Annotated in this window: 24 protein-coding genes, 1 rRNA gene and 1 riboswitch; of the genes, 13 read left to right on the forward strand and 12 right to left on the reverse strand. The window is 40.3% G+C overall.

What is annotated here, in order from left to right; genetic code table 11:
- Window positions 1-102 (forward strand): 5S ribosomal RNA (gene rrf, locus HYI04_RS07990); the annotation flags it as partial.
- A gap of 189 nt (window positions 103-291) precedes the next feature.
- On the opposite strand, the gene HYI04_RS07995 is transcribed toward rrf, so the two are convergent.
- The 5 genes from HYI04_RS07995 to HYI04_RS08015 all read right to left on the reverse strand — a co-directional run bounded on the left by HYI04_RS07995 (window position 292) and on the right by HYI04_RS08015 (window position 5,930).
- A complete protein-coding gene (locus tag HYI04_RS07995; protein WP_010326766.1) occupies window positions 292-852 on the reverse strand; it encodes a lytic transglycosylase domain-containing protein in 561 nt (186 codons plus the stop codon).
- Window positions 853-1,358: 506 nt separating this feature from the next.
- Window positions 1,359-2,558 carry an acyl-CoA dehydrogenase family protein gene (locus HYI04_RS08000; RefSeq protein WP_094148610.1) on the reverse strand — a complete coding sequence of 400 codons (1,200 nt, stop codon included), beginning with the start codon at window positions 2,556-2,558 and terminating at the stop codon, window positions 1,359-1,361.
- A 17-nt stretch (window positions 2,559-2,575) separates the two neighbouring features.
- The gene (locus HYI04_RS08005; protein WP_178896067.1) at window positions 2,576-3,862 is read right to left on the reverse strand and encodes an acyl-CoA dehydrogenase family protein; all 1,287 of its coding nucleotides are present in this window, start codon (window positions 3,860-3,862) and stop codon (window positions 2,576-2,578) included.
- Between the two features lie 231 nt (window positions 3,863-4,093).
- A complete protein-coding gene (locus HYI04_RS08010) occupies window positions 4,094-5,467 on the reverse strand; it encodes an AarF/ABC1/UbiB kinase family protein (RefSeq protein WP_058869652.1) in 1,374 nt (457 codons plus the stop codon).
- 157 nt (window positions 5,468-5,624) lie between these two features.
- The gene (locus HYI04_RS08015) at window positions 5,625-5,930 is read right to left on the reverse strand and encodes a hypothetical protein (RefSeq protein WP_148826018.1); all 306 of its coding nucleotides are present in this window, start codon (window positions 5,928-5,930) and stop codon (window positions 5,625-5,627) included.
- 226 nt (window positions 5,931-6,156) lie between these two features.
- Here HYI04_RS08015 and HYI04_RS08020 point away from each other — a divergent pair, with 226 nt between their 5' ends.
- From HYI04_RS08020 to HYI04_RS08055, 8 genes are all read left to right on the forward strand, one after another.
- Window positions 6,157-6,546, forward strand: a complete 390-nt coding sequence (locus HYI04_RS08020) for a lysozyme inhibitor LprI family protein (RefSeq protein ID WP_242759149.1) — start codon at window positions 6,157-6,159, stop codon at window positions 6,544-6,546.
- A 105-nt stretch (window positions 6,547-6,651) separates the two neighbouring features.
- Window positions 6,652-7,662: a 50S ribosomal protein L3 N(5)-glutamine methyltransferase gene (gene prmB, locus HYI04_RS08025; RefSeq protein WP_178896068.1), complete on the forward strand. Its 1,011-nt coding sequence runs from the start codon at window positions 6,652-6,654 to the stop codon at window positions 7,660-7,662.
- Between the two features lie 15 nt (window positions 7,663-7,677).
- Window positions 7,678-8,769, forward strand: coding sequence for a chorismate synthase (aroC, locus tag HYI04_RS08030; RefSeq protein WP_178896056.1), 1,092 nt, complete (start codon window positions 7,678-7,680; stop codon window positions 8,767-8,769).
- Between the two features lie 260 nt (window positions 8,770-9,029).
- Entirely contained in the window at window positions 9,030-9,830 is an 801-nt protein-coding gene (locus HYI04_RS08035; protein ID WP_256732955.1) for a hypothetical protein, read from the forward strand.
- 250 nt (window positions 9,831-10,080) lie between these two features.
- Window positions 10,081-10,167: riboswitch (glycine riboswitch) on the forward strand.
- A gap of 132 nt (window positions 10,168-10,299) precedes the next feature.
- A complete protein-coding gene (locus HYI04_RS08040) occupies window positions 10,300-11,544 on the forward strand; it encodes a D-amino acid dehydrogenase (protein ID WP_178896057.1) in 1,245 nt (414 codons plus the stop codon).
- A gap of 182 nt (window positions 11,545-11,726) precedes the next feature.
- A complete protein-coding gene (locus HYI04_RS08045) occupies window positions 11,727-11,954 on the forward strand; it encodes a hypothetical protein (RefSeq protein WP_178896058.1) in 228 nt (75 codons plus the stop codon).
- 255 nt (window positions 11,955-12,209) lie between these two features.
- Window positions 12,210-13,640: a diguanylate cyclase gene (locus tag HYI04_RS08050; protein WP_178896059.1), complete on the forward strand. Its 1,431-nt coding sequence runs from the start codon at window positions 12,210-12,212 to the stop codon at window positions 13,638-13,640.
- Window positions 13,641-13,692: 52 nt separating this feature from the next.
- Window positions 13,693-15,183: an amidase gene (locus HYI04_RS08055; RefSeq protein WP_178896060.1), complete on the forward strand. Its 1,491-nt coding sequence runs from the start codon at window positions 13,693-13,695 to the stop codon at window positions 15,181-15,183.
- Between the two features lie 55 nt (window positions 15,184-15,238).
- Here HYI04_RS08055 and HYI04_RS08060 read toward each other — a convergent pair whose 3' ends face one another.
- From HYI04_RS08060 to HYI04_RS08075, 4 genes are all read right to left on the reverse strand, one after another.
- Window positions 15,239-16,393, reverse strand: coding sequence for an MFS transporter (locus tag HYI04_RS08060; protein WP_178896061.1), 1,155 nt, complete (start codon window positions 16,391-16,393; stop codon window positions 15,239-15,241).
- Window positions 16,394-16,534: 141 nt separating this feature from the next.
- Complete coding sequence (locus HYI04_RS08065; RefSeq protein ID WP_178896062.1) at window positions 16,535-17,296, reverse strand: 3-oxoacyl-ACP reductase; 762 nt, start codon at window positions 17,294-17,296, stop codon at window positions 16,535-16,537.
- 172 nt (window positions 17,297-17,468) lie between these two features.
- Window positions 17,469-19,409, reverse strand: coding sequence for a triacylglycerol lipase (locus HYI04_RS08070; RefSeq protein ID WP_178896063.1), 1,941 nt, complete (start codon window positions 19,407-19,409; stop codon window positions 17,469-17,471).
- A gap of 142 nt (window positions 19,410-19,551) precedes the next feature.
- Complete coding sequence (locus HYI04_RS08075) at window positions 19,552-20,622, reverse strand: putative zinc-binding metallopeptidase (RefSeq protein ID WP_029575029.1); 1,071 nt, start codon at window positions 20,620-20,622, stop codon at window positions 19,552-19,554.
- Between the two features lie 399 nt (window positions 20,623-21,021).
- Between HYI04_RS08075 and HYI04_RS08080 the strand changes: the two genes are divergently transcribed.
- The 4 genes from HYI04_RS08080 (at window position 21,022) to HYI04_RS08090 (ending at window position 23,514) form a co-directional block, all read left to right on the forward strand.
- A complete protein-coding gene (locus HYI04_RS08080; RefSeq protein WP_029575028.1) occupies window positions 21,022-21,513 on the forward strand; it encodes a hypothetical protein in 492 nt (163 codons plus the stop codon).
- Between the two features lie 320 nt (window positions 21,514-21,833).
- A complete protein-coding gene (locus HYI04_RS16920; RefSeq protein WP_256732956.1) occupies window positions 21,834-21,956 on the forward strand; it encodes a hypothetical protein in 123 nt (40 codons plus the stop codon).
- 4 nt (window positions 21,957-21,960) lie between these two features.
- Window positions 21,961-22,416: a CopG family ribbon-helix-helix protein gene (locus HYI04_RS08085; RefSeq protein WP_010326746.1), complete on the forward strand. Its 456-nt coding sequence runs from the start codon at window positions 21,961-21,963 to the stop codon at window positions 22,414-22,416.
- A gap of 75 nt (window positions 22,417-22,491) precedes the next feature.
- The gene (locus tag HYI04_RS08090) at window positions 22,492-23,514 is read left to right on the forward strand and encodes an ABC transporter substrate-binding protein (RefSeq protein ID WP_010326745.1); all 1,023 of its coding nucleotides are present in this window, start codon (window positions 22,492-22,494) and stop codon (window positions 23,512-23,514) included.
- Between the two features lie 112 nt (window positions 23,515-23,626).
- Here the strand turns inward: HYI04_RS08090 and HYI04_RS08095 are convergent, their stop codons facing one another.
- From HYI04_RS08095 to HYI04_RS08105, 3 genes are read right to left on the reverse strand one after another with little or no spacing between them, the layout of a single operon-like run.
- Window positions 23,627-23,956, reverse strand: a complete 330-nt coding sequence (locus tag HYI04_RS08095; protein ID WP_010326744.1) for a multidrug efflux SMR transporter — start codon at window positions 23,954-23,956, stop codon at window positions 23,627-23,629.
- Between the two features lie 17 nt (window positions 23,957-23,973).
- Window positions 23,974-24,858 (reverse strand): hypothetical protein, encoded by an 885-nt coding sequence (locus tag HYI04_RS08100; protein WP_010326743.1) that lies wholly within the window; start codon window positions 24,856-24,858, stop codon window positions 23,974-23,976.
- Window positions 24,855-25,865 (reverse strand): isopenicillin N synthase family oxygenase, encoded by a 1,011-nt coding sequence (locus HYI04_RS08105; RefSeq protein WP_010326742.1) that lies wholly within the window; start codon window positions 25,863-25,865, stop codon window positions 24,855-24,857. Before HYI04_RS08105 ends, HYI04_RS08100 begins: the two co-directional genes overlap by 4 nt.
- Between the last annotated feature and the right edge of the window lie 55 nt (window positions 25,866-25,920).

A 25,920-nucleotide genomic window follows, 5' to 3' on the forward strand; every position in this document is an offset into this window, starting at 1 on the left:
GCAAGAGTGAACCACCTGATCCCTTCCCGAACTCAGAAGTGAAACCTCTTAGCGCTGATGGTAGTGTGGAGTTATCCATGTGAGAGTAAGTCATCGCCAGCTCATTAATTCTAAATCCCCCTCCGCTTAAAGCAGAGGGGGATTTTTTTATGCTGAAAAGATTAAAATAATAAAAATAAATAATTATTAATAGGGAAAAAGAGATAGAGAACAAGTGAAATAGCTTATCTATAAGGGCCTAAATGGTAAAAAGCCAGCAGTTGCTGACTTTTATGTCTTATTTAAAAGAGGTTACAGAGCATCTTTTAAGTTTTTTTGATGTGCTTTAACCTGTTTGGCATATTTCTTTCCTTGACGCTTCATTTTCCAGGTCGAATGGTATCCTGTTGGACCGACATTATAATAAGCCAAAGCTTTGGGCCAACTTTCTGCTTTTTGGTTATAGCTAGCGAGAATATAGGTGCCACAATTAATATTATTAATCTCTTCAAATAAATCGCCAGGGCAGGTTTGTTGCCAATAGCGTGGGATAACTTGAGTAAGTCCAATAGCACCAGCAGGGGAAACGGCATAATTTCTATAGCTAGACTCTTGTCTTATGACTGCTGCAACTAGTAATGGATCCACATTATAACGATCTGCACTTTGTACAATCATAGGTGCAATACGTAGTGCTGTTGTTGGTTCAACAGCATATGCCTTTTGAATGCCATTGGCTAATTTTGCTGAACGCTTTTCAACTGAACCGCCACCAAGTGATGAACAACCAGTAAATATTAAAGTTGTTGTTAAAATTAAAACAGATTTAGCTTTAATATGAGATGTTGGCAAGTATCGTTGATAATTCAGCAAACTGTATATCCATTGGTATAATGTCTGAGAAGATCATATTGAGCTGTGCAATTACAGTCAAGTTGAGACAGAAGGTACTATTTTATGGTTTTGTTAAATCCGTACTTTATTTAAGCTAAATAGAGGCGATTAATTGAAATTCTAGATTTTATGCTGTTAGTAGATCCACTTGCAAAGATAGTTTTGTCATATAACCCCATAGTATTTAACTTTTTTATAGGTGATTGCATGGACAAGTCAAAGAAATTCTTCTTGCTTATAACAAATAGCCTAAGCAGTATCTAAGTTGGTAAGACTTACTATTCTCCAAATATTAAATTTGCTCAATAAATCTAAGTTCTGTGATAGCGATACGTTTTTTGAAGCCCAACAAATAAGTTCAGCCGTTGTTAGATAGCATGAATTTAAGTCCAGTAATTTCTACTTTTATATTACTTCAATGTGAGGCCATAATCTTCTATTTATAAAAACTATGGCATCAACATATCTGAATGAGATGTTTTATATTATTTCAATTCGCTCGATGACTTTCCGAGTTCACGGCGTGCGATAATGAGTTGCTGAATTTGTTGCGTACCTTCAAAAATATCTAGAATTTTAGAATCTCTTGCCCATTTTTCTAAAAGCTCATCTTCGTTGTAACCAACCGTTGACGCAAGTTCGACGCACTTAAGGGTAATTTCATTACAAATTCGACCAGCTTTGGCTTTGGAAATGGAGGCTTCCTTTGAGTTCGGTTTCTTGTTATCTGCCATCCATGCGGCTTTTAAGGTCAGTAAACGTGCTGCTTCCCATTCGGCTTCCATACGATAAATTTGACTCACAATATGAGTCGTTTGTAAGTATGGGGTTATATATTGAGGATCTAAACAATCGCTGAAGATCTCTTTAATGCGTTCTAGTGAGGCCTTGGCACAGCCTATAGCCATCGCTGCAACGAGCGGACGGGTATTATCAAAAGTTTCCATCACGCCAGCAAAGCCTTTAGCAATGTCAATTTCCGCATTTCCTAGTAAGTTATTGGCTGGCACTCGGCAGTCGATTAAACGAATAACTGCGGTATCAGAGGCTTTGATTCCTAGCTTATGTTCTAAACGTTCCACTGTCATGCCAGCAGTTCCTTTAGGAATTACAAAAGATTTGATCGCTGAACGGCCTAATTTTTTATCCATCGTTGCCCAAACGACGATAGCGTCAGCACGCTCTCCTGAAGTCACGAAAATCTTTTCACCATTTAAGATGTAATCTTCACCATCTTTTATTGCTGTGGTGCGAATCGCGGCTGAGTCCGAACCACAGTTTGGTTCAGTGATTGCCATGGCTGCCCATGTGTTTTTGAAAAGCTCTAACTGCTCTTCATTGGCAACAGCTGCAATTGCTGAGTTTCCCAACCCTTGGCGGGGCATTGATAGAAGTAAAGCGGTGTCTCCATAACACATTTCAATTACACTTAAAGCGGTAGAGAGATTCACTCCATTTTTATTGCCTTGTTCATTGGTGCCCCGCTTACCGATAGCAGCACCCGCGTTCATACCTTCACCGCCTTCATTCATACCATCGACCAAAGATGCCAACATATCCAGTTCTTTAGGATAGCTGTGTTCAGCTTTGTCGTATTTTCGGGAGATAGGGCGAAGTACATTGATGGCCACTTGGTGGGCTTGATCAATCAGTAATTTAAATTTTTTAGGGTTTTGTAAATTCATGCCAGTTTTCCTTTTTATTATGCATGTAGACCAGAGTGAACAATCGCTGTTGCACGTAAATCACGATACCAACGCTCAACAGGGTGTTCTTTGGTGAATCCGTGCCCACCTAAAATCTGTACACCATCGGTGCCAATTTTCATGGCTTTTTCGGCACAAAGTAAGCGTGCTAAATAGGCTTCACGGTGAAATGTCTGCCCAGATTCAGCTAGACTTGCGGCATTTAGAATGAGCATACGCATGGCATCAATTTCGATGGACATATCGGCAATCATAAATGCAACACTTTGACGGTGAGAAATTGGTTCACCAAAGGCGGTACGTTCATTGGCATATTCAATACAATATTTTTTGACCGCTTCACATGTGCCGACCGCCATTGCACACCACATTAAATTGCCGAGGTCTAAAAATGCCGTGTAGTTGAAATCTTCATCACCTAAGCGTAAAGCAGGGGTTTGATTAAAAATTAAAGTTGCTGTTTCCGTTGCTTTGAGTCCCATAGCGGGAGATTTTTTAAACTGAATACTTTCATCCCGTCTGAGAATAAAAACTTCAGCTTGGCCATTAAGTTCAGCACTGACAAGGAAAATATCTGCACTTTCAGCCAATAGTACCAGTGTCTTTTCACCTTGAATAAAATATTGACCATCACATGAAATGGCTTTGGTTTTTAACAGGTAAGGATTAAAAGCAGGCGTAACTTCTTGAATTGCAAAGCTAGCGCGAATGCTACTGTCTTGCACAAAACTATTTAAATATAAAGCTTGTACTTGCTCAGAACCCCATTGTGTAATGGCATTAATTACACTAAAGGTAGAGAGCATACCCGCGGCTAAACTAAAATCACCTTTGGCCAGATGCTCTGCAATAAGTATATTGCTCAAAATATTTTTCTCAGCAGCGACACCACCGAGTGCCTCAGGCAAAGCATAAAAGTTCAGACCTAGCTCTTCAATATATTGCCAAAGTTCTGTTGGAAAAGTTTCATTTTGATCGGCACTTGCGGCTAATGGGTAAAGTATATCGGCGGCAAACTGTGACATGGTGTCGATGGTCATTTGCTGATCTTCTGAATAGCTCAGATCAAACAATGATTTTTCTTGACTATTGAGTCGTTGTTTATGTAGATCTTTATTGGTTTTAAAGGCTTTTTGTGTTTTTGATAGAGTCTTATAGCCAGCTTTTGAGCCTTGATAAAGCGATTTCTCCATAAATTTTCTAAGTTTTAATTGGTCAAGTACGTCGCTACTTGCCATTTTTGTGATCAGTGATAAGCCAAATCCCTGCGCCTTATTTACCATATTTGTCATTATTTTCATCCAGCAGAATTATTCTGTGGTTTTATGCTGACATAGCGGCATACGAATAACTATGTCATGACTGACATGATGTATTGTCAAAGATAAACGGTATGTGGTGTATTTTAAATTGTTCTAATGATTTGTTTTTAAAGTTTTTTATGGAATTGTTGGAAATTGAATTGATTGATCAATTGACCAAAATGACATTGCATCATTTTGGTCAATGTACTTTTAGATAAATTTTTTCACCATTGCACGAACATTGGTTTTTGCTTCAATCACAGTCATAAAGGTATAAGCACCGATGAATTTACGGCTGATAAACATAAACTCTTTCGGTGGAACACTGAAATAACGAGATGCCATCGACTTTGAAGCTTGCTGCATTACACGGCTATGAAGCTGGCTTGCTTTCCAGTCATAAGCAAAGTGTTCATCCATAACACCAGCAGGTAAGTCTGGGTTATTGCTTGGGCTGCTGAATGCTTCAGTTGCAAGTAAGAAGACTTTAGCCATATCGGGTTTAATGCTTTGAGGGATAGAGTCGAAAAACTCATATCCTGTCATCGCTTGAACCATTTCTTCACTACTATGATTAAACCCAGCATGAATGAGCTTACGTGCTACACCGAGTAAGTGTTCATCAAACTGTCGGATTGCGCCAAAATCAAGCAGAACGATTTTGTCCAAGATGTCATTGCCATTGCCTAAGCGAACGAGGTAATTACCAAAGTTCGGATCGGTCTGCATTTCACCCCATTCAAAAATCTCGCGTACCGCAATTTCAAGTGATGCTTCGCCAAGTTTGTTGCGACGTTCTTGCGGAAGAGACAGCATGACTGGGCTATTAATTGGTACGCCACGTTCAAAGGTCATACATAACACTTGGTCTGTGCAGTAGCCATCTATAATTTGTGGCACGATGTAGCGTGGGTCTTCTTTTAAGCGAGTAGCAAAGCGGCGTGTGGTTGCAGCCTCAATTTTATAATTGACTTCACGGTGCATCATCTCACGAACTTCATCGAACCATTGGTCGAACTCACGTGTTTGCGGCACCATACGTGTCAGTTTAAGCATGTTTTTAAACAGGCTCATGTCTGAGTCAATGGCTTCAGCAACGCCTGGATATTGAATTTTCAATACCATCTCTAAACCATCAGACTTACGCGTTGCACGGTGGACTTGTGCCAGTGATGCAGTGCCCAGTGGCTCATGATCGATTGTTAAATCATCTAGTTTAGAACCCAACTGGCTGTGCAGTTGCTGTTTTATCGCAGGCCACGCTAAAGCGACTGTTTGGTTATTTAAAGTATTTAAGGCTTGCGTGATTTCTTCAGGTAGAAAGTGTTCACCATAAAGTGCCATCATTTGGCCAATTTTGACGATAGAACCTTTAAGTTTGCCTATTTCAGAAACAAGATAATCGGCCTGTTCTTTCATTGCTTTTTTGCGTTTCTTTTCTTTTTCTTCTTCGCTAGAAAACATAGTTGTCGCATTAGAAGCAGCCCAACGTGTTCCAGCAAGCAACGAAGCTTTGGCAATCGATAAACGACGATCCATAGAGGAGGTTTTCAGTTGTTTAAGCTTATCGTTGTGATCTGACATAATTCAGTAAAATCCTTTCATCAGCAAGGGCAGCATTTTAGATTGTAACGGATAATATCGTGTATTCACGTATTAAAAAAGTTCAACTTGCTGAATCTCGAGTTAAAAAAGGCCATAAGTGTTAAGCAACCATCTAAATACAGCCTAATCGGGATTGTTACATGCGAAATTTTACTTTAAGGGTATTTTTCTGAATCAATTCATCTTTATGCGTTTGTATGTGTTGGAGGATCATCTCTTGTACCGGTTGGTGCATAAATCCATGTGCATAACCTTTAACAATGATGATGCTCGGTAGGCTAAAAAAGAAGTATCGAGCATCTTCAAGGGTTGCACATTCATAGATCCCTTGCTGCTGTAACAGCTTCTGGAAATAGGCTTTTTCAGTGTCGACATGATTGTTTTCGGTGTCACTCCAATAGCGTTCACGCATCGCCATTAAATTGTTGTGTTTATAACTCATAAGTTTGGGGAATATTGGCAGAAGAACTCACTTTATAATAAGGCTGTTTGATCAGGTTTCAATGCAAAGCCTGTGACTTCATGTAAAAAGCTGTGCGGTGGAAATTTTATAAGAGGTTAGTATGTTCATACAAAATAGGATGTTATATTAAAGCGCTGCAGCACGTAGATGTTGTGAATGACTAGATTAAAAAATGAATGAAGAAAATTTGCTTTGGGGAAAGGAATTGAAACAAATATTTAGTGCATTGCTTGTTGTGGGATTGTTCAGTGGTTCAGCCTATGCAATGGGCCCAACTAAAAAATATGAAGCATGCATGAAGCAAACTGGCAATGTGTTGAGTGAAATTGATGCATGCATGAGTAAAGAATATAAAGCACAAAAGAAACGCTTAAAGAAAGTATTTAAGCCGTATTTGGCGAAGGCTCCTGTAGATGAGCAAGGATTGGTTAAACAGTCTCATCAGCAATGGCTGGCGCAGCGTGATCAGATTTGTAATAACAAACCTATCGTGAAAAATGAAAAGACTGAATTACAGCGTATTTCATGTCTGATGCAAATGACACAAACCCGTGCAGATATGTACGAAGCACGTACAGGCCCTATCAGCAAATAAGAGCAAAGCGTATGAAAATGTGTTTGTTGTGCATCAAAACATTATAAATCATAGAAAAACAGAGTATCATAAGGCGTTTTTATTATGACCTTGGAGACGCCTTTAGTGGATCGCCCGACTATTAGCCCTGAACATATACAGGAAGCCGCTGAAAACTTAAGCACAATTCGTGATTTTATCCGTTTTGGAGTGACAGCATTACGTCAATACGATGCACATTTAGGTCAAGGTACAGAAGACTATTTTGCTGAAAGTTCAGCTTTGGTTTTACAAACTTTATCTTTAGATTGGAATGCGGATGCTGAAATCTTAGAGTCGAAGTTACTACCAAGCGAAAAGGCAGAAGTTTTAAGCTTATTAGAACGTCGTATTAATGAAAAAGTACCGACTTCATATTTGCTTAATTTGGCATATTTTGATGGCAAGCCATATTATGTCGATGAACGTGTACTGATTCCGCGTTCACCGATTGCAGAATTGATTCAAAACCGTTTTGCACCTTATTGCTTAGGTGAAAATGGACAAATGGGTGAAGCAGTCAATAACTTGCCAGAAAACCCGAATCCAAAAACGCCACAACGTATTTTAGATATGTGTACGGGCTCGGGTTGTATCGCGATTGCTTTGGCTTATGCCTACCCAGATGCCGAAGTAGATGCAACAGATATTTCTAAAGAAGCTTTAGAAGTGGCTCAAATTAACTCAGAACACCACGACAAACAGTATCAAGTGGCTTTACTTGAGTCTGACCTGTTTTCCAAAATTCCTGCTGAAAATCAATACGATCTTATCGTGTCTAATCCACCTTATGTGGATGCTGAAGACATGGCAGATTTACCTGAAGAATTCCATCATGAGCCAGAATTGGCACTGGCGGCAGGTCAAGATGGCTTAGATTTGGTTCGTAAAATGTTAGCTCAAGCGCCGGATTACTTAACTGAAAATGGTCTCATCGTGATTGAAGTGGGTAATTCTGAATGGGCAATGCGCCAAAACTTTAATACTGTTGATTTTTACTGGTTACAGTTCCAAAAAGGCGGTACAGGAATCTTTGCATTGACTGCGGCTCAATGCCGTCAATTCCGTGATTTATTCATTCAATCTGTTCAAGCATAAAAGGAGTCGTTAGACATGGCAGGTAATAGTATAGGGCAACTCTTCCGTGTAACGACTTGTGGTGAATCTCATGGTGTAGGCTTAATGGCGATTGTGGATGGTGTTCCACCGGGCCTCGAGCTTACAGCAGACGATTTACAAAAAGATTTAAACCGTCGTAAGCCAGGCACATCTAAATTTGCGACACAGCGCAAAGAACCTGATGAAGTTGAAATCATTTCAGGTGTGTTTGAAGGTAAAACGACTGGAACTTCAATTGGTTTACTCATTCGTAATACCGACCAAAAATCGAAAGACTACGGTAACATTGCACAAAGCTTCCGTCCGGGACATGCAGACTATACTTATACACAAAAGTACGGTTTCCGTGATTACCGTGGCGGTGGTCGTTCAAGTGCGCGTGAAACGGCTATGCGTGTGGCTGCGGGTGCAATTGCGAAAAAATACTTGGCTGAAAAGTTTGGTATTTTAATTCGTGGTCATGTGACCCAAATTGGGACTGAAATTGCGGAAAAATTGGATTGGAATGAAGTACCTAATAATCCATTTTTCTGTGGCGATGTCGATGCCGTACCGCGTTTTGAAGCACTTGTGACTTCATTACGTGAACAAGGTACCAGTTGCGGTGCAAAGCTTGAAATTTTGGCTGAAAAAGTGCCTGTAGGTTGGGGTGAGCCTGTTTTTGATCGTCTAGATGCTGACATTGCCCATGCCATGATGTCTATTAACGCGGTCAAAGGGGTTGAGATTGGTGATGGTTTTGCCGTTGCTGGTCAGTTTGGACATGAGAGCCGTGATGAGTTAACCACAGTAGGCTTTCTTGCGAACCATGCAGGGGGTATCTTGGGCGGTATTTCGAGTGGTCAAACTATTCGTGTTGCAATTGCGCTTAAACCAACAGCATCTATTACCACACCGGGTAAAACGATCAATATTAATCGTGAAGATACTGACGTATTAACCAAAGGTCGTCATGACCCTTGTGTGGGTGTGCGTGCGGCTCCGATTGCAGAAGCAATGCTTGCGATTGTTTTAATGGATCACTTTCTGCGTCATCGTGCTCAAAATGCAGACGTCGTTGCACCATTTGCACCGATTGAATACTAGAAAATTCTATTTATATTTAAGAGAGTACACATTAAAGTCAGACTTCGGTCTGACTTTTTTATTTGCGTATGAAAGCTAATCTTAAATGTAAGAAAAGAGTTGTTGGCATATTATGTGCGCTATGGCTATCACGATACTCATCAAACGGCATCTTACCTATTTAGTGCCAATGTAGGTCAACCGTTGATGAATCTTCATTCGGTCTTACTGAGTAAGAAAATTTAGAGAGTTCATTTTTAAAAGAAAAAAGGAAGGGGGATATGAATAAAAAAATAAGCACAGCCAGACGAGGCACCATTATATTTTTATCATTACTCACAGTTTTGGTTATTTCATTGTTGATATACGGCTATGACAGTATGCATGACCCTGAAAAAGTCAAAGCGCGCTTATATGCTTGTGGAAAATTTGGTGATCGGCACATGCTTATTGATAAGCAGTATTTACTTTTTGGCAGAGTGACTTATCAAGGTGTTAATTACTGGGGGAAAAATATCAAAGAAGAACACGAGGCCAAAGGCTGTGATGATCAAATTCAAAGTATTGCTTTGAAAGTGAAATGGCCTGAAATGAAAGCATCTAGAGAAGGCTTTAAACTAGATTCTGAAAATAAAGATGTGATCAAAATCGCATTAAACCAACGTTCCGTTTGGAAAGAGGAGTGGGGAAGTAAAGACTTCTTTAATTATTTTGGTCAGTTAAAAAGAAAATTAAGAAAAGGAATGTTTTCTTCTAGTGGAGAAGAGGTGAGTGAAATATGGGTAGATGAAACAAAAACATTTAACTCAGATTTAGGGCTCTATGAAATAGAGGTAAAAAGTGATGACGGTGTTAGAAAAAAGGTGTATTGGCAAGAGCGTAAAGGTAAAGGGGTAAGTCTCACTATTGTATGTCTTTATTTTAAGAGTGGGGCAACAAGTTGTGAATTTAATACACATCAGCCCAATTATGGGTTTAATACGAGTTATATCACTATAAGCTTTCACAGTGAGTTACTACCGCATTGGCAAGAAATTTATCAAAATGCAGAACAACTCATTCATTCTTTTAAGGTTGAGTAAAAATAAAATGAAACATCCGAAGAGTATAGACCGTACCCATGCTCAAAGATGTTTAGATGACCTCAGGATAGCGCTAATGTCGGACAGCATGCGTCCTCTTTTGAAGCAAAAGATAGTCATGTTAGCCAGTATAGTGCAACGCTTGCCCTAAGCTGAGGTTGTGCTCTATAAAAATAAACGAAAGATAATACTTTAAGAGCAGTTTCCAATCGGGTGATTACATGGTATATAAATTGCTCATAGAATAATAAGCATTATTGCAGGAGAGAAATGTTCTGCATTCGCCGAAGGAGCAACGACCCCGGAAACTCTCAGGCAAAAGGACTGTAATAATGAAAAAACTCTGGAGAGAAGTGTTCAATCACTCACCGAAGGGGATGGTTTAAAACATCATGGGATGTTTTAGGTCGAAGCTCTCAGGTACACATGACAGATGGGGTTGACATCAAACAATAAAAAGGAGGTGTCTATGTGTCATGTCGTTGTCATTGGTGCTGGAATTACAGGCGTCACAACTGCGTATGAATTAAGTCAACTGGGTTATCAAGTGACAGTTGTGGATCGGCATTTATTTCCAGCCATGGAAACTTCTTTTGCAAATGGTGGACAACTGTCTGCATGTAATGCTGAAGTTTGGAACCAAAAATCGACAGTGCTGAAAGGCATGAAATGGATGTCTCAAAAAACTGCTCCTTTATTGCTCAATCCTGCGTTTAGTGTGCATAAATATGCATGGCTGATGGAATTTCTGGGCAATATTAAACATTATGAGGCCAATACCCACGAAACAGTACGTTTGGCTTTATTGGCTCGACAACGCTTGTTCGAAATTGCGGATAAAGAGTCAATCGACTTCAATTTAGAAAAACGTGGTATTTTGCATTTTTATCATAATAAACAAGATTATGACGTTGCTATTCGAGTTAATGATTTACTCAATAAAGGTGGACTTGAACGTTCTGGCGTGTCCAACGAAGAAATTAAGCAAATTGAGCCGACACTGACTGGCGACTATTATGCTGGATTCTATTGTGAAGGCGATGCGACGGGTGATATTCATAAGTACACGACAGGTTTGGCTGAAGTCACCAAAAAGTTAGGTGTGAAGTATCGTTTTGGTATGGATGTGACAGATATCGAACATTTAACTTCAGGTGTTGAAGTGAAGTTACAACCCAGTTCAGAAAATGTTGAACTGCTTCCAAATGAAGTGGAGATGTTGGCTGCCGATGCTGTTGTGGTGTGTGCTGGGGTGGGTAGCTATCAATTGGCTGAATTGGTCCAAGAACGCGTCAATGTTTATCCTGTAAAGGGATATTCCATTACTGTCATGCTGAATGATGATGAGAGTCAGCAAAATGCGCCGTGGGTGAGCTTACTGGATGAAAGTGCAAAAATTGTAACTTCACGTTTAGGAAAAGATCGTTTCCGTGTTGCGGGTACTGCTGAGTTTAATGGCTATAACCGTGATATCCGTGCAGATCGAATTCAACCTCTTGTTGACTGGACCAACCGTAACTTTAAAGTTTCGACAGAGCATGCGGTGCCTTGGGCAGGCCTTCGTCCTATGATGCCGAATATGATGCCTGTAGTGCGCCGTGGAAAGTTAGAACGTGTGTTCTTTAATACAGGACATGGGCACTTAGGTTGGACGCTATCTGCGGCAACTGCGGCAATGATTAGTCAGGAAGTGGCGACAGCGTATCCAATTTAATTGGGTGCATCCTTGAAGGGATAAAAAACAAGTTGGCTTCGAGCTTGTTTTTATCATTTTTGTTCAATGGTGTTATAATTCTGCCTTAATTTCAAAAGATTGCTCACAAATGAATACTTTAAACTTGAGCAAAAATAAGTAGTATTGTTTCAAGCAATTGATGACTAATGTGAAGGTGAATAATGATTAACATGAAAATGGCTTTGGTGGTTTTAGCTTCTGTAACGATGCTGTCGCTTGCTGCGTGTAGTGACAAAAAACAAGAGACTGAACAAATGCCAGTGGAAAGTTCAGCAACTGAAACACCAGTGACCAATATTGAAGTTAGTCCAGAGATGATTGATGCTGCACCTTTAGAGTCTGAAGAAGCAGGTGCATCAGCACCAGCGGCAGCTTCTGAAGCGAAATAAGTCCAAAGATGATAAAAGCCTCCCGATGCGGAGGCTTTTTTTATGGATTAGAGTGATATCGGCATTTAATCGTAAATATTTAGATTCAGGATATAAATCAAAAAATCATATTGAAACCATAACGAACAATCGATAGAGTTTATTTAGTAAATATTGTCAATCTGTGATGGTTTTCATCAATGCATCCTTTGCAAGCAAATGGACAGTAGAAAACATGATGTTTAATCATAACTCATGTAAAAATGAGGGAATATTTTGTACGCAGTTAAGCTCACAAAAGTATCGTTGAATTTTAAACAGCATGGCCGAGCATTTTTGATTGTTGCTGCGGTGATTTTTGTCTGCTGCTTGCTTGGGATATTCACTCGACCGATTGCATATTTCGCTTATTTTTGGCCAGCTAATGCAGTACTGATCGGCTTATTTTTAAGGTTTAAGCCACTCAGAAATGTTGGTGGTTGGTTGGGTGCATTTATTGGTTATATGTCGGCAGATTTAGTCACAGGGAATCATATTGAGCTGACTTTGGCTTTAACGATCGCCAATTTTATGACGGTAGGCGTTTCGTTATTTTTTATACATTATTTACAAATTGATTATCGTGCATATAACAAAGGCTTAAATTTTCTTTATCTTTTCTTGGTTTGTGTTTTTCTTGGATGTTTTTCCAGTGCGATATTTGCCGTTGCGGTCGTTCCGTATATGCCACACACCTTTATGAGCACGCAAGACTTGTGGGCTGATTTTTATATTTGGTGGACAGGGGAAGTACTAAATTGTATTTCACTTTTACCCCTCATTTTAACCTTTCCGGCAGCGAAGAAATTAAAGTATCTTTGGAATAATCGTAGACAGTGCGAAACCCAGTTTGTCGATGTTTTACCCTTACTCTCAGTTTTAATTTCTGTGGCATGTACTCATCTTTTCTTTGGTCCAGGCGCCTTACTTTTCCCTCTAGCAGGGCTCATTTGGGCGGCTTTAAGTTACAACTTATTTTATGTGAGTATTATTAACAGCTTGGTTTGTTTTGTGACTTACCATAGTTTAACGACCTATTATATTTCACGTACAGCAGATAACTTCTTGGCCACTTCTATTTCGGTGCGTATAGGGCTGTGCATGTTGATGATTGCACCTTTGCTTTTATGTATTGTGAGTCGTAATCGTCATGATCTATATAAAGAAGTGCTCTATCTAGCCAACCATGATCCCTTAACTCATGTGGGAAATCGCCGTTTTTTCTTCACTCAAACTGAAAACTTATTGAAGGAAAATCTGGTTAAATCGATGAGTATCATTGTGCTGGATATTGATCATTTCAAGAAAATGAACGATCAATATGGTCATTATATTGGTGATGTATTGCTACAAAGCTTTGCCACGACGGTGAAAAGTAATTTGCGTGAACAGGATTTATTTGCACGTATGGGCGGTGAAGAATTTGTGGTGGTGTTAAATAATACCACTGAAGTTGAATCACAAATCATTGCGGAACGTATCTGCCGTGCTGTCGCTACTTCAAAAACGCAAGTGGCGCATGCTGTTTTGAGCATGACGGTGAGCCTTGGTGTGGTGCACCAAGTTCTACCAACGAAAAATAGCCTACAGAGCTTGTTAAATCGTGCTGATCGGGCGTTATATCAAGCCAAAACTTTAGGACGTAATCAAGTACAACTTGCCTCATAGGTTAAAATTTAGTAAAAGTATAAAACAATAAAAACTATATACTTGGATAAAAATGAATTTTTCTGAATACCTTCGTTATGATGGGCTGGGTTTGGCTGAGTTGGTTGCACAAAAACAAATCCATCCCGCTGAATTATTACAAATTGCAATTGAGCGTAGTCAGCAAACCAATCCTGCTTTAAATGCGATTATTATTCCTATGCATGATTATGCCAAGAACAGAGCACAAAATGCATTGTCTGGTCCATTTGCAGGGGTGCCATTTTTAGTAAAAGATTTATTTCAAGAATATGCAGGTTATCCAACATCTTATGGCTGCCAAGCATTTAAACGTACGGGCCATATTGCAGAACATAATGCAGAAATTGTAAACCGTTGGGAAAACACAGGCATTTTAACCTTTGGCCGTACCAATACTCCTGAGTTTGGAATCAAAGGCATTACGGAATCAGATGCTTGGGGAGCCTGTCATAATCCTTGGAATTTAAAACATAACAGTGGTGGCTCATCGGGTGGTTCCGCTTCTGCAGTGGCCGCAGGGATTGTTCCGATTGCAGGTGCGGGTGACGGCGGCGGGTCGATTCGAATTCCTGCATCGTATTGCGGTTTATTTGGTTTAAAGCCAAGTCGTGGACGTACGCCGTGGGGCCCAGATATGAGTGAGGCAATGCACGGCGCTGCGATACAGCATGTATTGAGTAAAAGTGTAAGAGACAGTGCCGCGATGTTAGATGCAACGCAGGGTGCAGAGCATAGCTCGTTGTTTAAAATTGAACAGCCCAACCAAAGCTATTTGGCCTGTCTACAGCAGCCTGTAAAAAAACTTAAAATTGCATTTAGTACTCAATCGCCTATCGGAACCCCAGTGTCTAAAGATGCAATTCATGCTGTGCAGCATACTGCACGTTTGTTGGAGTCTCTAGGACATACAGTGGTCGAAGCACAACCTGAGATAGATGGTATGTCTTTGGCCAGAGACTTCATCACGACGTGGTTTAGTCAGTTTTCTTATATGCTAGAGCAGATCAAGCAACACGTTCCGACCACAGCAGGAGACTTTGAGCTGGATTCTTTAGCTTTGGCTGCCTTTGGTGCGAAAACGACTGCTTTAGAATATATTCATAATCTGAATAATTGGGGAGTATATGTCACCAAAATGAACCAATTTTTTGATCATCATGATCTTTATCTGACTCCTGCGACAGCTTCAGTCGCGCCCAAAAATGGGCAAATTTCTACCCCATCATGGCAAAAACCAATTTTAAAAAGCTTACTAAAAGTCGGCAAAGCACACCTGCTGGCACAAGGAAAACTGGTCGATAAAATTGTGAAAGATAATTTGCGTTGGGTGCCTTTTACTCAGCTAGCCAACATCACAGGTTTACCTGCGATGTCTGTACCTTTGTATTGGAATGCTGATAATCTTCCGCTTGGTTCACAGTTCATTGCGCCTTTTGCCCGTGAAGATCGGCTCTTACAGTTGGCTAGTCAGCTTGAACAGGCCCAGCCATGGTTTCATAAATATAGTGAAATCAAAGTTTAGAAAGCTGATTAATAAAACTGCTGCAATTTATGCGTGCAGATCAGAAGAGAACTTTTTAAGCTTGAACTTCTTTGGGTAAGTACCGAACAAAACCTAAGCCCAGTAACACAGCACAGCCTGCCAAAATAAAAATAAGTTCGCCTGACTGGCTGTGCCAATAATGTCCTGCAAGAATACTTCCAGACGCTACACCCAGTCCCCACATGGTGCTATACAGGGCTTGACCGCGTCCTTGTTGTCCTAAACTAAAGTTTTGGAAAATGATACGCATGGCGATGAGATGAAATAGGCCAAAGCTAAAAGCATGAATGGTTTGTGCGAAGAACTGGATCGCGAAGATTTGTGGAAAAGAACCAACCATAAACCAGCGTAGCGCCGTGAGGATAAGACAAATAGACACCATGAGTCGCCATGAAAAGCGTTTGAAAAAAATGTGAGCAATGGCAAACATAATAATTTCGGCCATGACACCGACAGCCCACAAAAAACCAATTTCTGTGGTTGAGTAACCAGCTTGTTTTAAGAAGTTGCTATAAAAACTATAAAAGGGCGCATGCGAAAAAAGCAGAATAAACTCGATACCGAAAAATGCCGCGACAACGGGTTTTTTTAAAATCGGTAACAATGGCTCGAGCTGCCCTTGTGAATGAGGTGCAGTGGTCGGTTCTTTGATGCTAAATGACCAAATAAAGGCCAAAAAAGAAATGCACAGCAATAAAACAGGAAGCATAGAGATGGGTAAAATTTCTAATAAGGCTCCGATACCAAAAACCCCGACAATAAAACCGACCGAGCCCCACTTTCGAACTTTTCCATACAAAGCACTGCGCTGTTCCGCGAGCCAAAATAGCGTAACGCCTTCAAATTGAGCCAGAATGGCGTTTTGGAAGAAGCTAAAGATCAGCATGAGTAGGGCGATCGCCTGAAAGGAGTTTGGAATGATAAAAATCATGAACCAAATACAAGCTTCCATCCACGTTGCGACTCTGACCAAGAGCATCCGTTTCCCTGATTTATCTGCAATCCAGCCCCAAATAAAAGGAGCAAAAAAACGGGTAATGATCGCAATTGAGGAAAGGATACCGATTTCACTGTAGTTAAAGCCTTGATCTTCGAGATACAGGCTCCAAAACGGCATGAAAGTGCCCACAATGGAATAATAAAAGAAGTAAAAACCAGCCAGTCGGTGCCGAATGGGAAAAGAAAGCATCGTACTGTATTCCTTGGTTGGATAGGCAGATTTTGAAGAAGACTTGAACCTAAAACAAAGCTTCAATGTATTGAAGCTTTGAGAATTTTAAAAATGGATTGTTTAATTCATGCTGACTTAAAGTGTAAGGATTAAAGCCAATTAGCCTTTGACTAAACCACCATCCACAATCAAGTTTTGACCTGTCACAGCACAAGAATATGGCGATAAGAACATTAAAATGGCTGAGGCAAATTCTTCAGGTGTAACTACACGACGCAGTGGTGTTGCATTTGCGATGTAATCAAAAACTTCATTGGGTGTACTTTTACTGGCATCGGTGGTTTGCAGTAAACCGCCAGAGAGCATATTGATATTAATGCCGTATTGGCCAAGCTCATGCGCTGAGGTACGCGTAAATGCCAACAGTGCTGCCTTCGCCGTGGTGTAGTCATGATAAGGCACCACAGGGTTCTGTACCAGATTGGTTCCGATGTTTACAATGCGCCCAAACTGACTTTGTTTCATACCTTCAAGTGCCGCTTGGGTAGTATTCAAAGCGGCTTTAACTGCACCTTCAAATTGTTGTTGCATGGTTTCCCAGCGTAGCTCATGAACTTTTGGGCGGGCCTCACCATTAAACTCGAACTGAATCAGCGCATTATTAACTACGGCGTTGATATGCTGTCCAAAATGTTGAAAGCTTGCGTCAAACATGCTTTTGACTTGAGCATTGTCTGTAACATCTGCTTGGTAGATAAAGATCTGCTCGGGATACTGCTGAACTAAGGTTTGCGCTGCAACGTGGCTGTTCAAATAATTCACGACTACACGAGCACCTTCATTGATTAAGGTGTGTGTAATTGCAAGACCTAAACCGCGTGCGCCACCTGTGACCAGTACAATTTGATTTTTAATGTGCATAATATTTCCGAGCAGATAAATGTATGTATTTTTAGATAAAGCAAGTATATCAAAACCTTTCCGTACCTTAGGTTTTACAACTGCTACTTTTCAAGTTTTCGATGCTTATTTAGCTGGGTTAGAGTATTCGGATAAAAATCGCCAAGCAGTAGAGCATTTTTAGTATTGTTGATTATTGAGCCTGATTTTGCTCAAGATGTAGCCTCAAAATACGGCGTAATTCTAATAATGTTTCTGCTTCCTCATGCACAGAATGATTGCCTTTAATGATTTTTTCAGAGACTGCCTGTTCTAAATGTGAACTTGAATAGGGCACAATACCATCGCTCATGTCATGTGTGTCATTGGTCTGACGGTGATTACCAATAATAGAATGATAAGGAACTGTGGATACAGGCATGATGTTACTGGTTAAAGCCATAAAGCGTGACTTTGGACTTAAGTCGTCAGGGCCAGATTGCACCATGCCTTTGGTACTTGAGCTACCATTGAGCTGTATATCCACTTGGTTAAAGAAAGTGATCGGCAACTTCACCATTTTCTTCACCAACTCCATGTAACAGCGGTCAGACAGTTCACTGCCACGGTGAGGCGAGGCAATAAAAATTGCACGTCCAATGGGTAAATCAGAATGAAATTGAAAACGTTCTTTGATTACGGGGTATTGTTGTAATCGAGTGTATTGCTCATAGTTTAACAGTGGAATCACTTGCTCAGAAATATCGTGTTCACTTATCAGTAAGCGGCTAATGACACCGCCCATACTATGTCCAATCAGCACGGCGTCACTGGCCGAGCGAGAGTTGGGTTGAACTTGTGCAAAGGCTTGTTTGAGTAGTGCATGAATTTGATAGCAGCTTTCAACAATCGGCATATTGGTTGAATAGAATACCTGCCATACCTGAAAGTTTTCCCGTAAAACTTTATCACCCAAAATGTTATTGGTCAGATTGACCCAAGTTTCAGGGCTGCTGGCGAGACCATGAATAAGTACAATCACTTTTTTATTCGGCTGGTAAGGTTCAAGCATATAGACATGTGGCATACGCAATCGCTCAGTTTTATCGAGCAGGGTTAAGTAGCCTGTAGAGCCCAGTTTATTTTCTGCCAGCCAGTAGGCAAAAGGCACAGAATAATTCGCCGTGAGGATATATTTTTGTTGATGAATCTCTACATACTTTTGCGTATAAGGATTAAATAGCTCAATCTCAAAAATGGCTTTGCCATTAAGCACATCTTCAATGCTGCTTTCAGGGTTTAATGGCTGTGCCGCTGCGGTTACGGACAAATAGCGTGCAGGATGGATATTGGGATTGGTTTTATTTTGATAAAACGATATCGGGTCAAGGATAAAATCATTTTTATGAATAGGATCCGCTTCAGCTACAACCACAAACTCTGCGCCCAGACCATCTTGACGGTTGACTTGATCAAAACCCGAGAAGTTTAAATTATAACTGGATTGAACTCGGTCAATGGTTTTACTTTTCAGTTCAGGATAGTGTTCTAAATTTATAATATATTGACGTTGTTGGACGTTGAGTTGCGCAGGAATTTGATGAAAAGGCTGCGTACGGTACGCCGTGGTAATTAAACGTGACAAAGCGACATTGTAAAAAGTGCGGACATGCATTTGTCTTTGATCAAAAACACGGGTACTTGGGCTTTCTTGCATTTTAAATAAATACACATAGCTATAACGTAAACTCTGGTCGAAGGCCTCAAGGCTTTGTTCTAAGCAGTGATTATTTTCACTGTGAGGCTGTGCTTGGGTACAGTTGCGTTGTTTTGAAAACTCGAAAGCTTGAGCCAAATACAGTTCACTTAAGGCGGCATAGCGCTCATCTGCTGCAATATCCGTCTGTGTGTTTAAGCGCTTCAAGCATGTTTCAAATTCAGCGGTGCATTGCTGTGGCGTCAGGCTGAGTAATTTGAGTAAGCTGGTGGTTTCCGCACTCAATTGTTCGTGGCTTAAGATATTTTCGGACTTGCTACGAATAGCCTGATGGATATTATTTTCTTTAACTTTGACCAACTGGCAGGCCGGCAGTAAAACAATCGTTAGCCCTAAAATGATTGGTCGCGTGAAAGTATGATGTCTCGTTAAAAGCATAGTTTTTAGCACGGACGTTATCTATATAGGCTAAAGATGTCTTTCATTTTAAGATAATTTCTAACGAGTTACATCCAAATTCAGTCCAATCTTTTGTGTCCCTAGACATAACTTAAGAACGCTTATATTCAGCTCAAGCAATTTAGCGAGCAAAGGCTTTGCCCAAAACATGTTTATGTATAAATCGTAATTTATCGAGGACTGGCGCTGATAGCGTAAATGGATAAGCATCTTCTAAACCCATACTGCGATTTAACGCATTTAAGTTAAAAGTCAGTGTCATCCATTGTTTGAGGAGTAAATCAAAATTTTGAGCGCCGATTGGATTTTCATAAAAGCTTAAGTCATGCGTATCTTTTCGATTATTGCGCACGATTAAACCTGCATAGTAAGCGGTTTCCAATGTGTCCATCATGTGTAAATAGTGTGCCCACGTTTCTGCCCAGTCTTCCCAAGGGTGTGTGCTGGCATAAGAGCTGACATAAAACTTGTCCCAGTTTTGCGGTGCGCCATCTTCATAGTGGCGTTGTAGTGCTGCGTTATAATCTTGACGCTCATCTCCAAAATACTGACGGAACTCGTCGACCAGCTCAGGATGTAGCGATTTAATGAGGTCAAAATAATAATGACCACTTTCATGACGGAAATGCCCCAAAAGCGTACGGTAGTTTTCACCCATTTTAATACGGGTCGTTTCTCTATAGATGACATCTGCTTCACTAGCATTGAGTGTAATGACACCATTAGCATGTCCTGTCAGCACAGGGTGCTCTGGTTCAGGCATGAGAAAATTAAAACGGAGTCCGTAGCGATCATCATCGTTATATTTGGGCCTTGGCATAATATTCAGGCGTTGCATTAAATACAGAAAACGCCGTTTAGCATGTTCGAGCCGTGACCAATAGACGATATGATCAGGGTTGTCGAGAGTAGGAATGGTATATGTGAGTACACAAGACTCACAGTAGATGTCGTTGCTCTCTGCGGGAATAACCCAATTACAGACTTGATGATGCTGATAGTTATAACAAGGCTTATAGCGCTTCGTCTGGTATTTTTCATTTAGCGCTAACCAAAGAACAGGGCTATGCTGTTCAAAGCTCCCCATATCTTTTTCCGATGCAATATAACCGAGTGTAGTTTGGCAGCTCACACATTGTGAGTTGGCAAAAAAGACTTGGTTTTGACAGGATGCGCAACTAAAGAATTTCATCGGCGGCTGTGTCTTTGGTGAGCTTTTAGAACCAGTATAAAGGATGTCGGTTCCCTTCGTCATGTTCTGTCATCTGTTTTGATAGGCTTGCAAAGTTGAGTATTCATTTGCATATAATTTGAAAAGTTTTTAGTCGTTCGTTTGATATACAGGTATAAGCGCGGTAGTGCTTGCCTAGAGTGCATATTAGAAAGAATACATGTGCTTGGTTAGTAGCGAGCTTTTCAGTGGGGTTCTTTTCTTTCATATTTGTATAAAGAGATATAAATTTTAAAATTTATAAACTGAATGAACGAAAAAGCTTGATTTAGGTGCAGATTCGTCAAAAATAGGGACTGGGAAAAATCAAAGCTTCATTTTAGAATTTCAAAGCCTTTTAAGTTTCTGGGAGTAAATATAATGATAACGAACGTATCGCCAAAAAAATGGCTACTCATGAGTTTGGGGGCGATGTTGCTTTCAGGTTGTGCGACAACCTCTACAGACCCAAGTCGTCAAAATGTGGGTACCACAGGTTTACTCATTTGTGCGCAGAATGAGCTTTGTCCAGTGGTCACTGTGAGCTGGAATGAATCGAACAAAGAGCTGCTTAAGTTAAAAATTCATTTGAGCAGTACTTACAATAAATATGAGATTCATAAAGTTGAGTTTACAAATGAGAAAGACTTTCAAACTTTTGCTGTCACAGGGCCAACTGAGCATGATCATGTGTTAGGTGCCAACCGTTCGACCAATTATATTTTAGCGCCTGTAAATTTGATGAGTAAGTTAAAGGGAACGGATTCGATCAAGATGGATATTTATACGGATAGAGGTATTATCTCTCGATATGTGTATAAAGATGGCGTCTCAGCTCCAATTTTGGGTGAGTTCCAAAAAGTTTATCAATAAAAGAAAAAATCGCCATCTGGCGATTTTTTTTGCTTATAAGTGAGAGAAAACTAAAACTTGCGAGGACATAAGATCTCATTTTCAGAAGGTATTCTGTCTATAGGGACGTAAACATTGGGCCTTTGACGGATGAAAAGTCAAGCTGAATAGCCCGAAATGCACTTTGATGTATCAATCTTAAAAATAGAAATATATTTTGCACAAAAAATAAACTTTCTCATACGCTGTTGCTGTCAATCTAATCAAAAAAATTGGCATGTATTCTGCTTAGTTCTAGGTATTACAAAAACCTTTTTTGGTAATACCGAAAGGAGCAACAAATGTCTAAACAATTCAAAGGTGACTTAAATGCATTCTTCACTGTATTTAAACAGCTCGTGGTTGCCATCTTAAGTGCTAGAGCGGGCATTTATATCAAGCAAGACCCACCAAAAAAAGGATAAGCACGTGCCGAAACATAAATTGGCACGGATCAGCATCACTGTGCCTGAATTAACTGTCGATGCATTGGATCAGAAAATTGTTGATCAGCACTATGAAAGCCGTTCTCAAGCCATTGTCGACATGATCAATAAACATTTGATTGCGGATCAGGAGCAACGTAACGCCGTGATGGTGGGGACGTTTACCTTGCTCTATGACGCCAGTGTTACGCCACTTAGAGTCCAATTGCTGGACTTACAGCAGCAGTTTTTAGAACAAGTGGTCAGCTCACTACATATTCAGTTAGATGAGCAAAAAATTCTAGAAGTGATGATTTTGCAGGGCTTAACTACAGAGTTAAAAGCATTAAGCCAGCAATTCATTGCTTTGAAAGGTGTGATCAAAGGGCATTTGGAGTTGATGGATGCAGTGATGCCGCCGATTCCACAAAATGAAAAACAGAGCGCGTTGAAATCGTGACCATGTTCACCGCCCTCAATGACTCACTCTATACATAGCAAGTTTAAACATTTACAGCATCGGGAAAATTGCATCATGATTAAAAAAGCGTTCTTATCAGTCTCTATTGTTTCGACTATTTTATTGGCAGGTTGTGATAACACCGCCAAAATTCCTGAAACAAAAAACAGTGCATCTGAGAGCACAGCCACCAAAAACATCACGATTGGCTACAGTGATTGGCCGGGTTTTGTTGCATGGCAAGTGGCAATTGAAAAAGGTTGGCTCAAAGAAGCAGGGTTGAATGTTGAGTTTAAATGGTTTGATTATTCATCATCGCTTTCTGCTTTTGCAGCCAATCAGCTAGATGCAGTACTGGTGACCAATGGAGATAATCTAGTCACAGCCTCTGGGGGCACTCAAGGTGTCATGATTATGGCGACAGACTATTCCGCAGGTAATGACGTGATTATCGCAAAAGATGGAATTAACAGCATTGCCGATTTAAAAGGCAAAAGTATTGCCACTGAAAAAGGCTTAGTTGACCATTTATTGCTAAGTACAGCACTAACAGATGCAAAAATTAAGACCAGTGACATTAAATTGGTCAATTCTATGACCAATGAACTTCCACAAGTTTTTGCAAGTCCAGACATTGCTGCAATTGCGGTCTGGCAACCTGTAGCCAATCAAGCGTTGAAGTCTGTTGCAGGGTCTAAAATTATTTATAGTTCTAAAGATAAGCCAGGTTTAATTTATGACACGCTGACTGTAAATATGAGCCATCTTTCTGCCAATAAAGAAGATTGGAAAAAGATGATCCAAGTGTGGGATAAAACAGTCAAATATATTAATGACCCTGCAACACATGAAGACGCCGTGAAAATTATGTCTAACCGTGTTGGCGTCGATCCGAAACAATATGAACAATTTATTGGCGGGACGCATTTACTCGATTTGACAGCCAATAAAACCGTCTTTAAAAAAGGTTCAGGTTTTGACTCGATTTATGGCTCAAGCTACCATGTAAACAAATTCAACGTTGAAAATGGTATTTATAAAACAGAAATGGATGTTGATGGTGCAATTTATCCAGCTTTGGTTGAAGAGTTAAAGTAAGATTTCGTAGAAACTAAAAGCCCAAGTTAACTTGGGCTTTTTTTGTATGAGTGTGTTTAAAAAGCAAAGAAAGATCTAATTTTAAATAAAGAGTAGATTTTAAGGCATGTATTTATAAATGCGTACTTTTAGAAAACACATGAATAATCACGATGCCGATAATCATAAAACTTAAACCAACAACCGCCGCAAAGTCGAGCTGCTGTTTAAAGTAAATCCAACCGACTGTAGAAATAAGAATAATGCCCGCACCTGACCACAGTGCGTAAGCTAGCCCCATAGGGATCGATTTAAACGTTAGACCTAAGAAAAAGAGTGCAATTGCATAACCGATAATGGTTAAAACGACAGGTAAAGGTGCAGTGAAACCATTGGTTGCTTTTAATGCAGAAGTCGCGAGGACTTCTGCAATCACGGCGATCAATAAATAGAGAAAAGCCATAACTTATTAAAGCTCCCTTACGCAACCACAGTTGCATGATGCATGAGGTGATGTTGTTCTTGTTTCAGCCAATCCTGACTGTCCGCCGTGGTAGATGTTACATTTTGAAAAGCGTATTCAGGTTCATACACATCCACGACAAACACCAACTGATATGCTTCGCCATCGATCAATTTACGCTGTATGAGGGTTTTAGTATCAAAGACTTCAAAACCGTCTAGAATGAGTTGCTGTTGAGTCATTTGGGTGCAGCTTGAATATTGAATGAGTTGATCCTGAGTTGAAACTGATACTTCATAGCTTTCAATTTGATTTAAGTCAGAAGGACTTTGCTCCACATAAGAAAGAACCCCTAACGCGTCTATATTCTGTTGAATATGGGGTAAACGTGACTGTGCATATGCCATATGCTCACCGCAGATGATGAGACCGCCATCGAGTGAAATTTCTTGCTGCGTGGCAACATGTACGGCTTTGACTAAGCGTAGTCCTAAAAATAAACCTATACTGGCTTGTTGACGCCAGTCTTCAACATAGGCATTACTTGGTGAAAACTCCAAAATACAATTGCCAATGCTATGTAGGGTTGCAGGCTCAGGCCACTGGGTATGGTTCTGATAATTGCTACTTAGCACCCATGACAATGATGCAGTTTGTGCATCCCAATGCGTATAACCGACCCATGCTTGACGCTCTACGATAGGTGTATCTGTTACTGATTTGAGACGTAGGTCAATGGTGAAGCTCTTGGACTGAAACCAATACACAATCGTATTTTCATCAGTCAAACCATTGTAAAAGCTAATACTCTTACGCCGAAATGCGCCCATTAAATAGGTTGGTACATTGCCTGAAGCAGCTGTGATAGGTTTTAGTTGACTTAGAGTTTCGAATAAATTCATGGGGTGTACTCCATGTTTGACTCAGTCAGACCAAAAGAATAAAGCGGAACGGCATTCTTTAAGACCAACTCACCACTGGCTACACGTTGTTTTAAATAATGAAAGGTTTGAGCCGTTTGATTAAACAAATGTTCTCCACCTGCCAGTGGCGCATATTTAGGTGGCTCATTTGTATTAATCGGTTGGATGACATAGTCATAGTCACAAGAAAAAAATAAAGGGAAGGAGTAGCGTTCTTGTTGGACTTTTTTGACCCGATGTTTGGTGGCTAAATATTTGCCATTGGACAAGATTTCCATCATGTCACCAATGTTCATCACCAACGTATTTTCAAGCAGAGGAATATCAATCCATTCGCCTTGCTTAGTAAGGACTTGTAAACCGGGGGCTGTGGGGAGTAATAAAGTAAAGCACTCATAGTCGGTATGCGCTCCGATGCCTTCTGCATCTGTCGCTTGAGGGTTATATGGATAGTGAATGAGGCGTAACTGGCTGGGTGCATGTTGAATATGTGCATCAAAAAAGTCTTCTTTTTGCTCTAAAGCCAGCGCAAAACAGCGAAACAGCTGATGACCAATTGCTTTTAAGTGCTGATAGTACTGCGAGACATGACGTTTAAATGCGGGATCATCTGGCCATTGTGTTGGGCCAAGTAAGGGATAATTTAATGCAGACCCTTGATAGTCATAATTCACATCATAAGATTCTTTTAAATCGTAGCTGTTACTCGAAAACTGTTCTTCACCTATAGGCACATAGCCACTATGATTCAGCGATTTGCCAATATAATTTTGCATTTTGAGTGCGTCATCTTGGGCAAAATAGCGCTTCGCGATGTCACATAACTGTGCAAATAATGCAGGTTTAAATTGATCACCTTTGAGGTAGAGAAAACCAACTTCTTTGCAGGCCTGATCAAGCGCTTGAGCAACTTGCATATGGTCATCTAGATTTGGGCTATTTAAAAGGCTGATATCCACCAGTGGAAGGACATATTTATCTTGCATAGTAAAATCCTCGTGTTGGCCGTCCAACAGTGCATAAAACCTAAGGGTCGTCCCT

The organism is Acinetobacter sp. SwsAc2, assembly GCF_013391465.1.
GTDB classification, from domain to species: Bacteria; Pseudomonadota; Gammaproteobacteria; order Pseudomonadales; family Moraxellaceae; genus Acinetobacter; species Acinetobacter johnsonii.

Excerpts from the sequence above, each read along its gene's own strand:
- HYI04_RS08080 (WP_029575028.1), top strand. The coding sequence starts at position 21,022 with ATGATAACGAACGTATCGCCAAAAAAATGGCTACTCATGAGTTTGGGG.
- HYI04_RS08035 (WP_256732955.1), top strand. The coding sequence starts at position 9,030 with ATGAATAAAAAAATAAGCACAGCCAGACGAGGCACCATTATATTTTTA.
- HYI04_RS16920 (WP_256732956.1), top strand. The coding sequence starts at position 21,834 with ATGTCTAAACAATTCAAAGGTGACTTAAATGCATTCTTCACTGTATTT.
- HYI04_RS08090 (WP_010326745.1), top strand. The coding sequence starts at position 22,492 with ATGATTAAAAAAGCGTTCTTATCAGTCTCTATTGTTTCGACTATTTTA.
- HYI04_RS08065 (WP_178896062.1), bottom strand. The coding sequence starts at position 17,296 with ATGCACATTAAAAATCAAATTGTACTGGTCACAGGTGGCGCACGCGGT.
- HYI04_RS08100 (WP_010326743.1), bottom strand. The coding sequence starts at position 24,858 with ATGAATTTATTCGAAACTCTAAGTCAACTAAAACCTATCACAGCTGCT.
- aroC (WP_178896056.1), top strand. The coding sequence starts at position 7,678 with ATGGCAGGTAATAGTATAGGGCAACTCTTCCGTGTAACGACTTGTGGT.
- HYI04_RS08005 (WP_178896067.1), bottom strand. The coding sequence starts at position 3,862 with ATGGTAAATAAGGCGCAGGGATTTGGCTTATCACTGATCACAAAAATG.
- HYI04_RS08040 (WP_178896057.1), top strand. The coding sequence starts at position 10,300 with ATGTGTCATGTCGTTGTCATTGGTGCTGGAATTACAGGCGTCACAACT.
- HYI04_RS08105 (WP_010326742.1), bottom strand. The coding sequence starts at position 25,865 with ATGCAAGATAAATATGTCCTTCCACTGGTGGATATCAGCCTTTTAAAT.
- HYI04_RS08000 (WP_094148610.1), bottom strand. The coding sequence starts at position 2,558 with ATGAATTTACAAAACCCTAAAAAATTTAAATTACTGATTGATCAAGCC.
- HYI04_RS08010 (WP_058869652.1), bottom strand. The coding sequence starts at position 5,467 with ATGTCAGATCACAACGATAAGCTTAAACAACTGAAAACCTCCTCTATG.
- HYI04_RS08045 (WP_178896058.1), top strand. The coding sequence starts at position 11,727 with ATGATTAACATGAAAATGGCTTTGGTGGTTTTAGCTTCTGTAACGATG.
- HYI04_RS08060 (WP_178896061.1), bottom strand. The coding sequence starts at position 16,393 with ATGCTTTCTTTTCCCATTCGGCACCGACTGGCTGGTTTTTACTTCTTT.
- HYI04_RS08075 (WP_029575029.1), bottom strand. The coding sequence starts at position 20,622 with ATGAAATTCTTTAGTTGCGCATCCTGTCAAAACCAAGTCTTTTTTGCC.
- HYI04_RS08070 (WP_178896063.1), bottom strand. The coding sequence starts at position 19,409 with ATGCTTTTAACGAGACATCATACTTTCACGCGACCAATCATTTTAGGG.
- HYI04_RS08095 (WP_010326744.1), bottom strand. The coding sequence starts at position 23,956 with ATGGCTTTTCTCTATTTATTGATCGCCGTGATTGCAGAAGTCCTCGCG.
- HYI04_RS08055 (WP_178896060.1), top strand. The coding sequence starts at position 13,693 with ATGAATTTTTCTGAATACCTTCGTTATGATGGGCTGGGTTTGGCTGAG.
- HYI04_RS08015 (WP_148826018.1), bottom strand. The coding sequence starts at position 5,930 with ATGAGTTATAAACACAACAATTTAATGGCGATGCGTGAACGCTATTGG.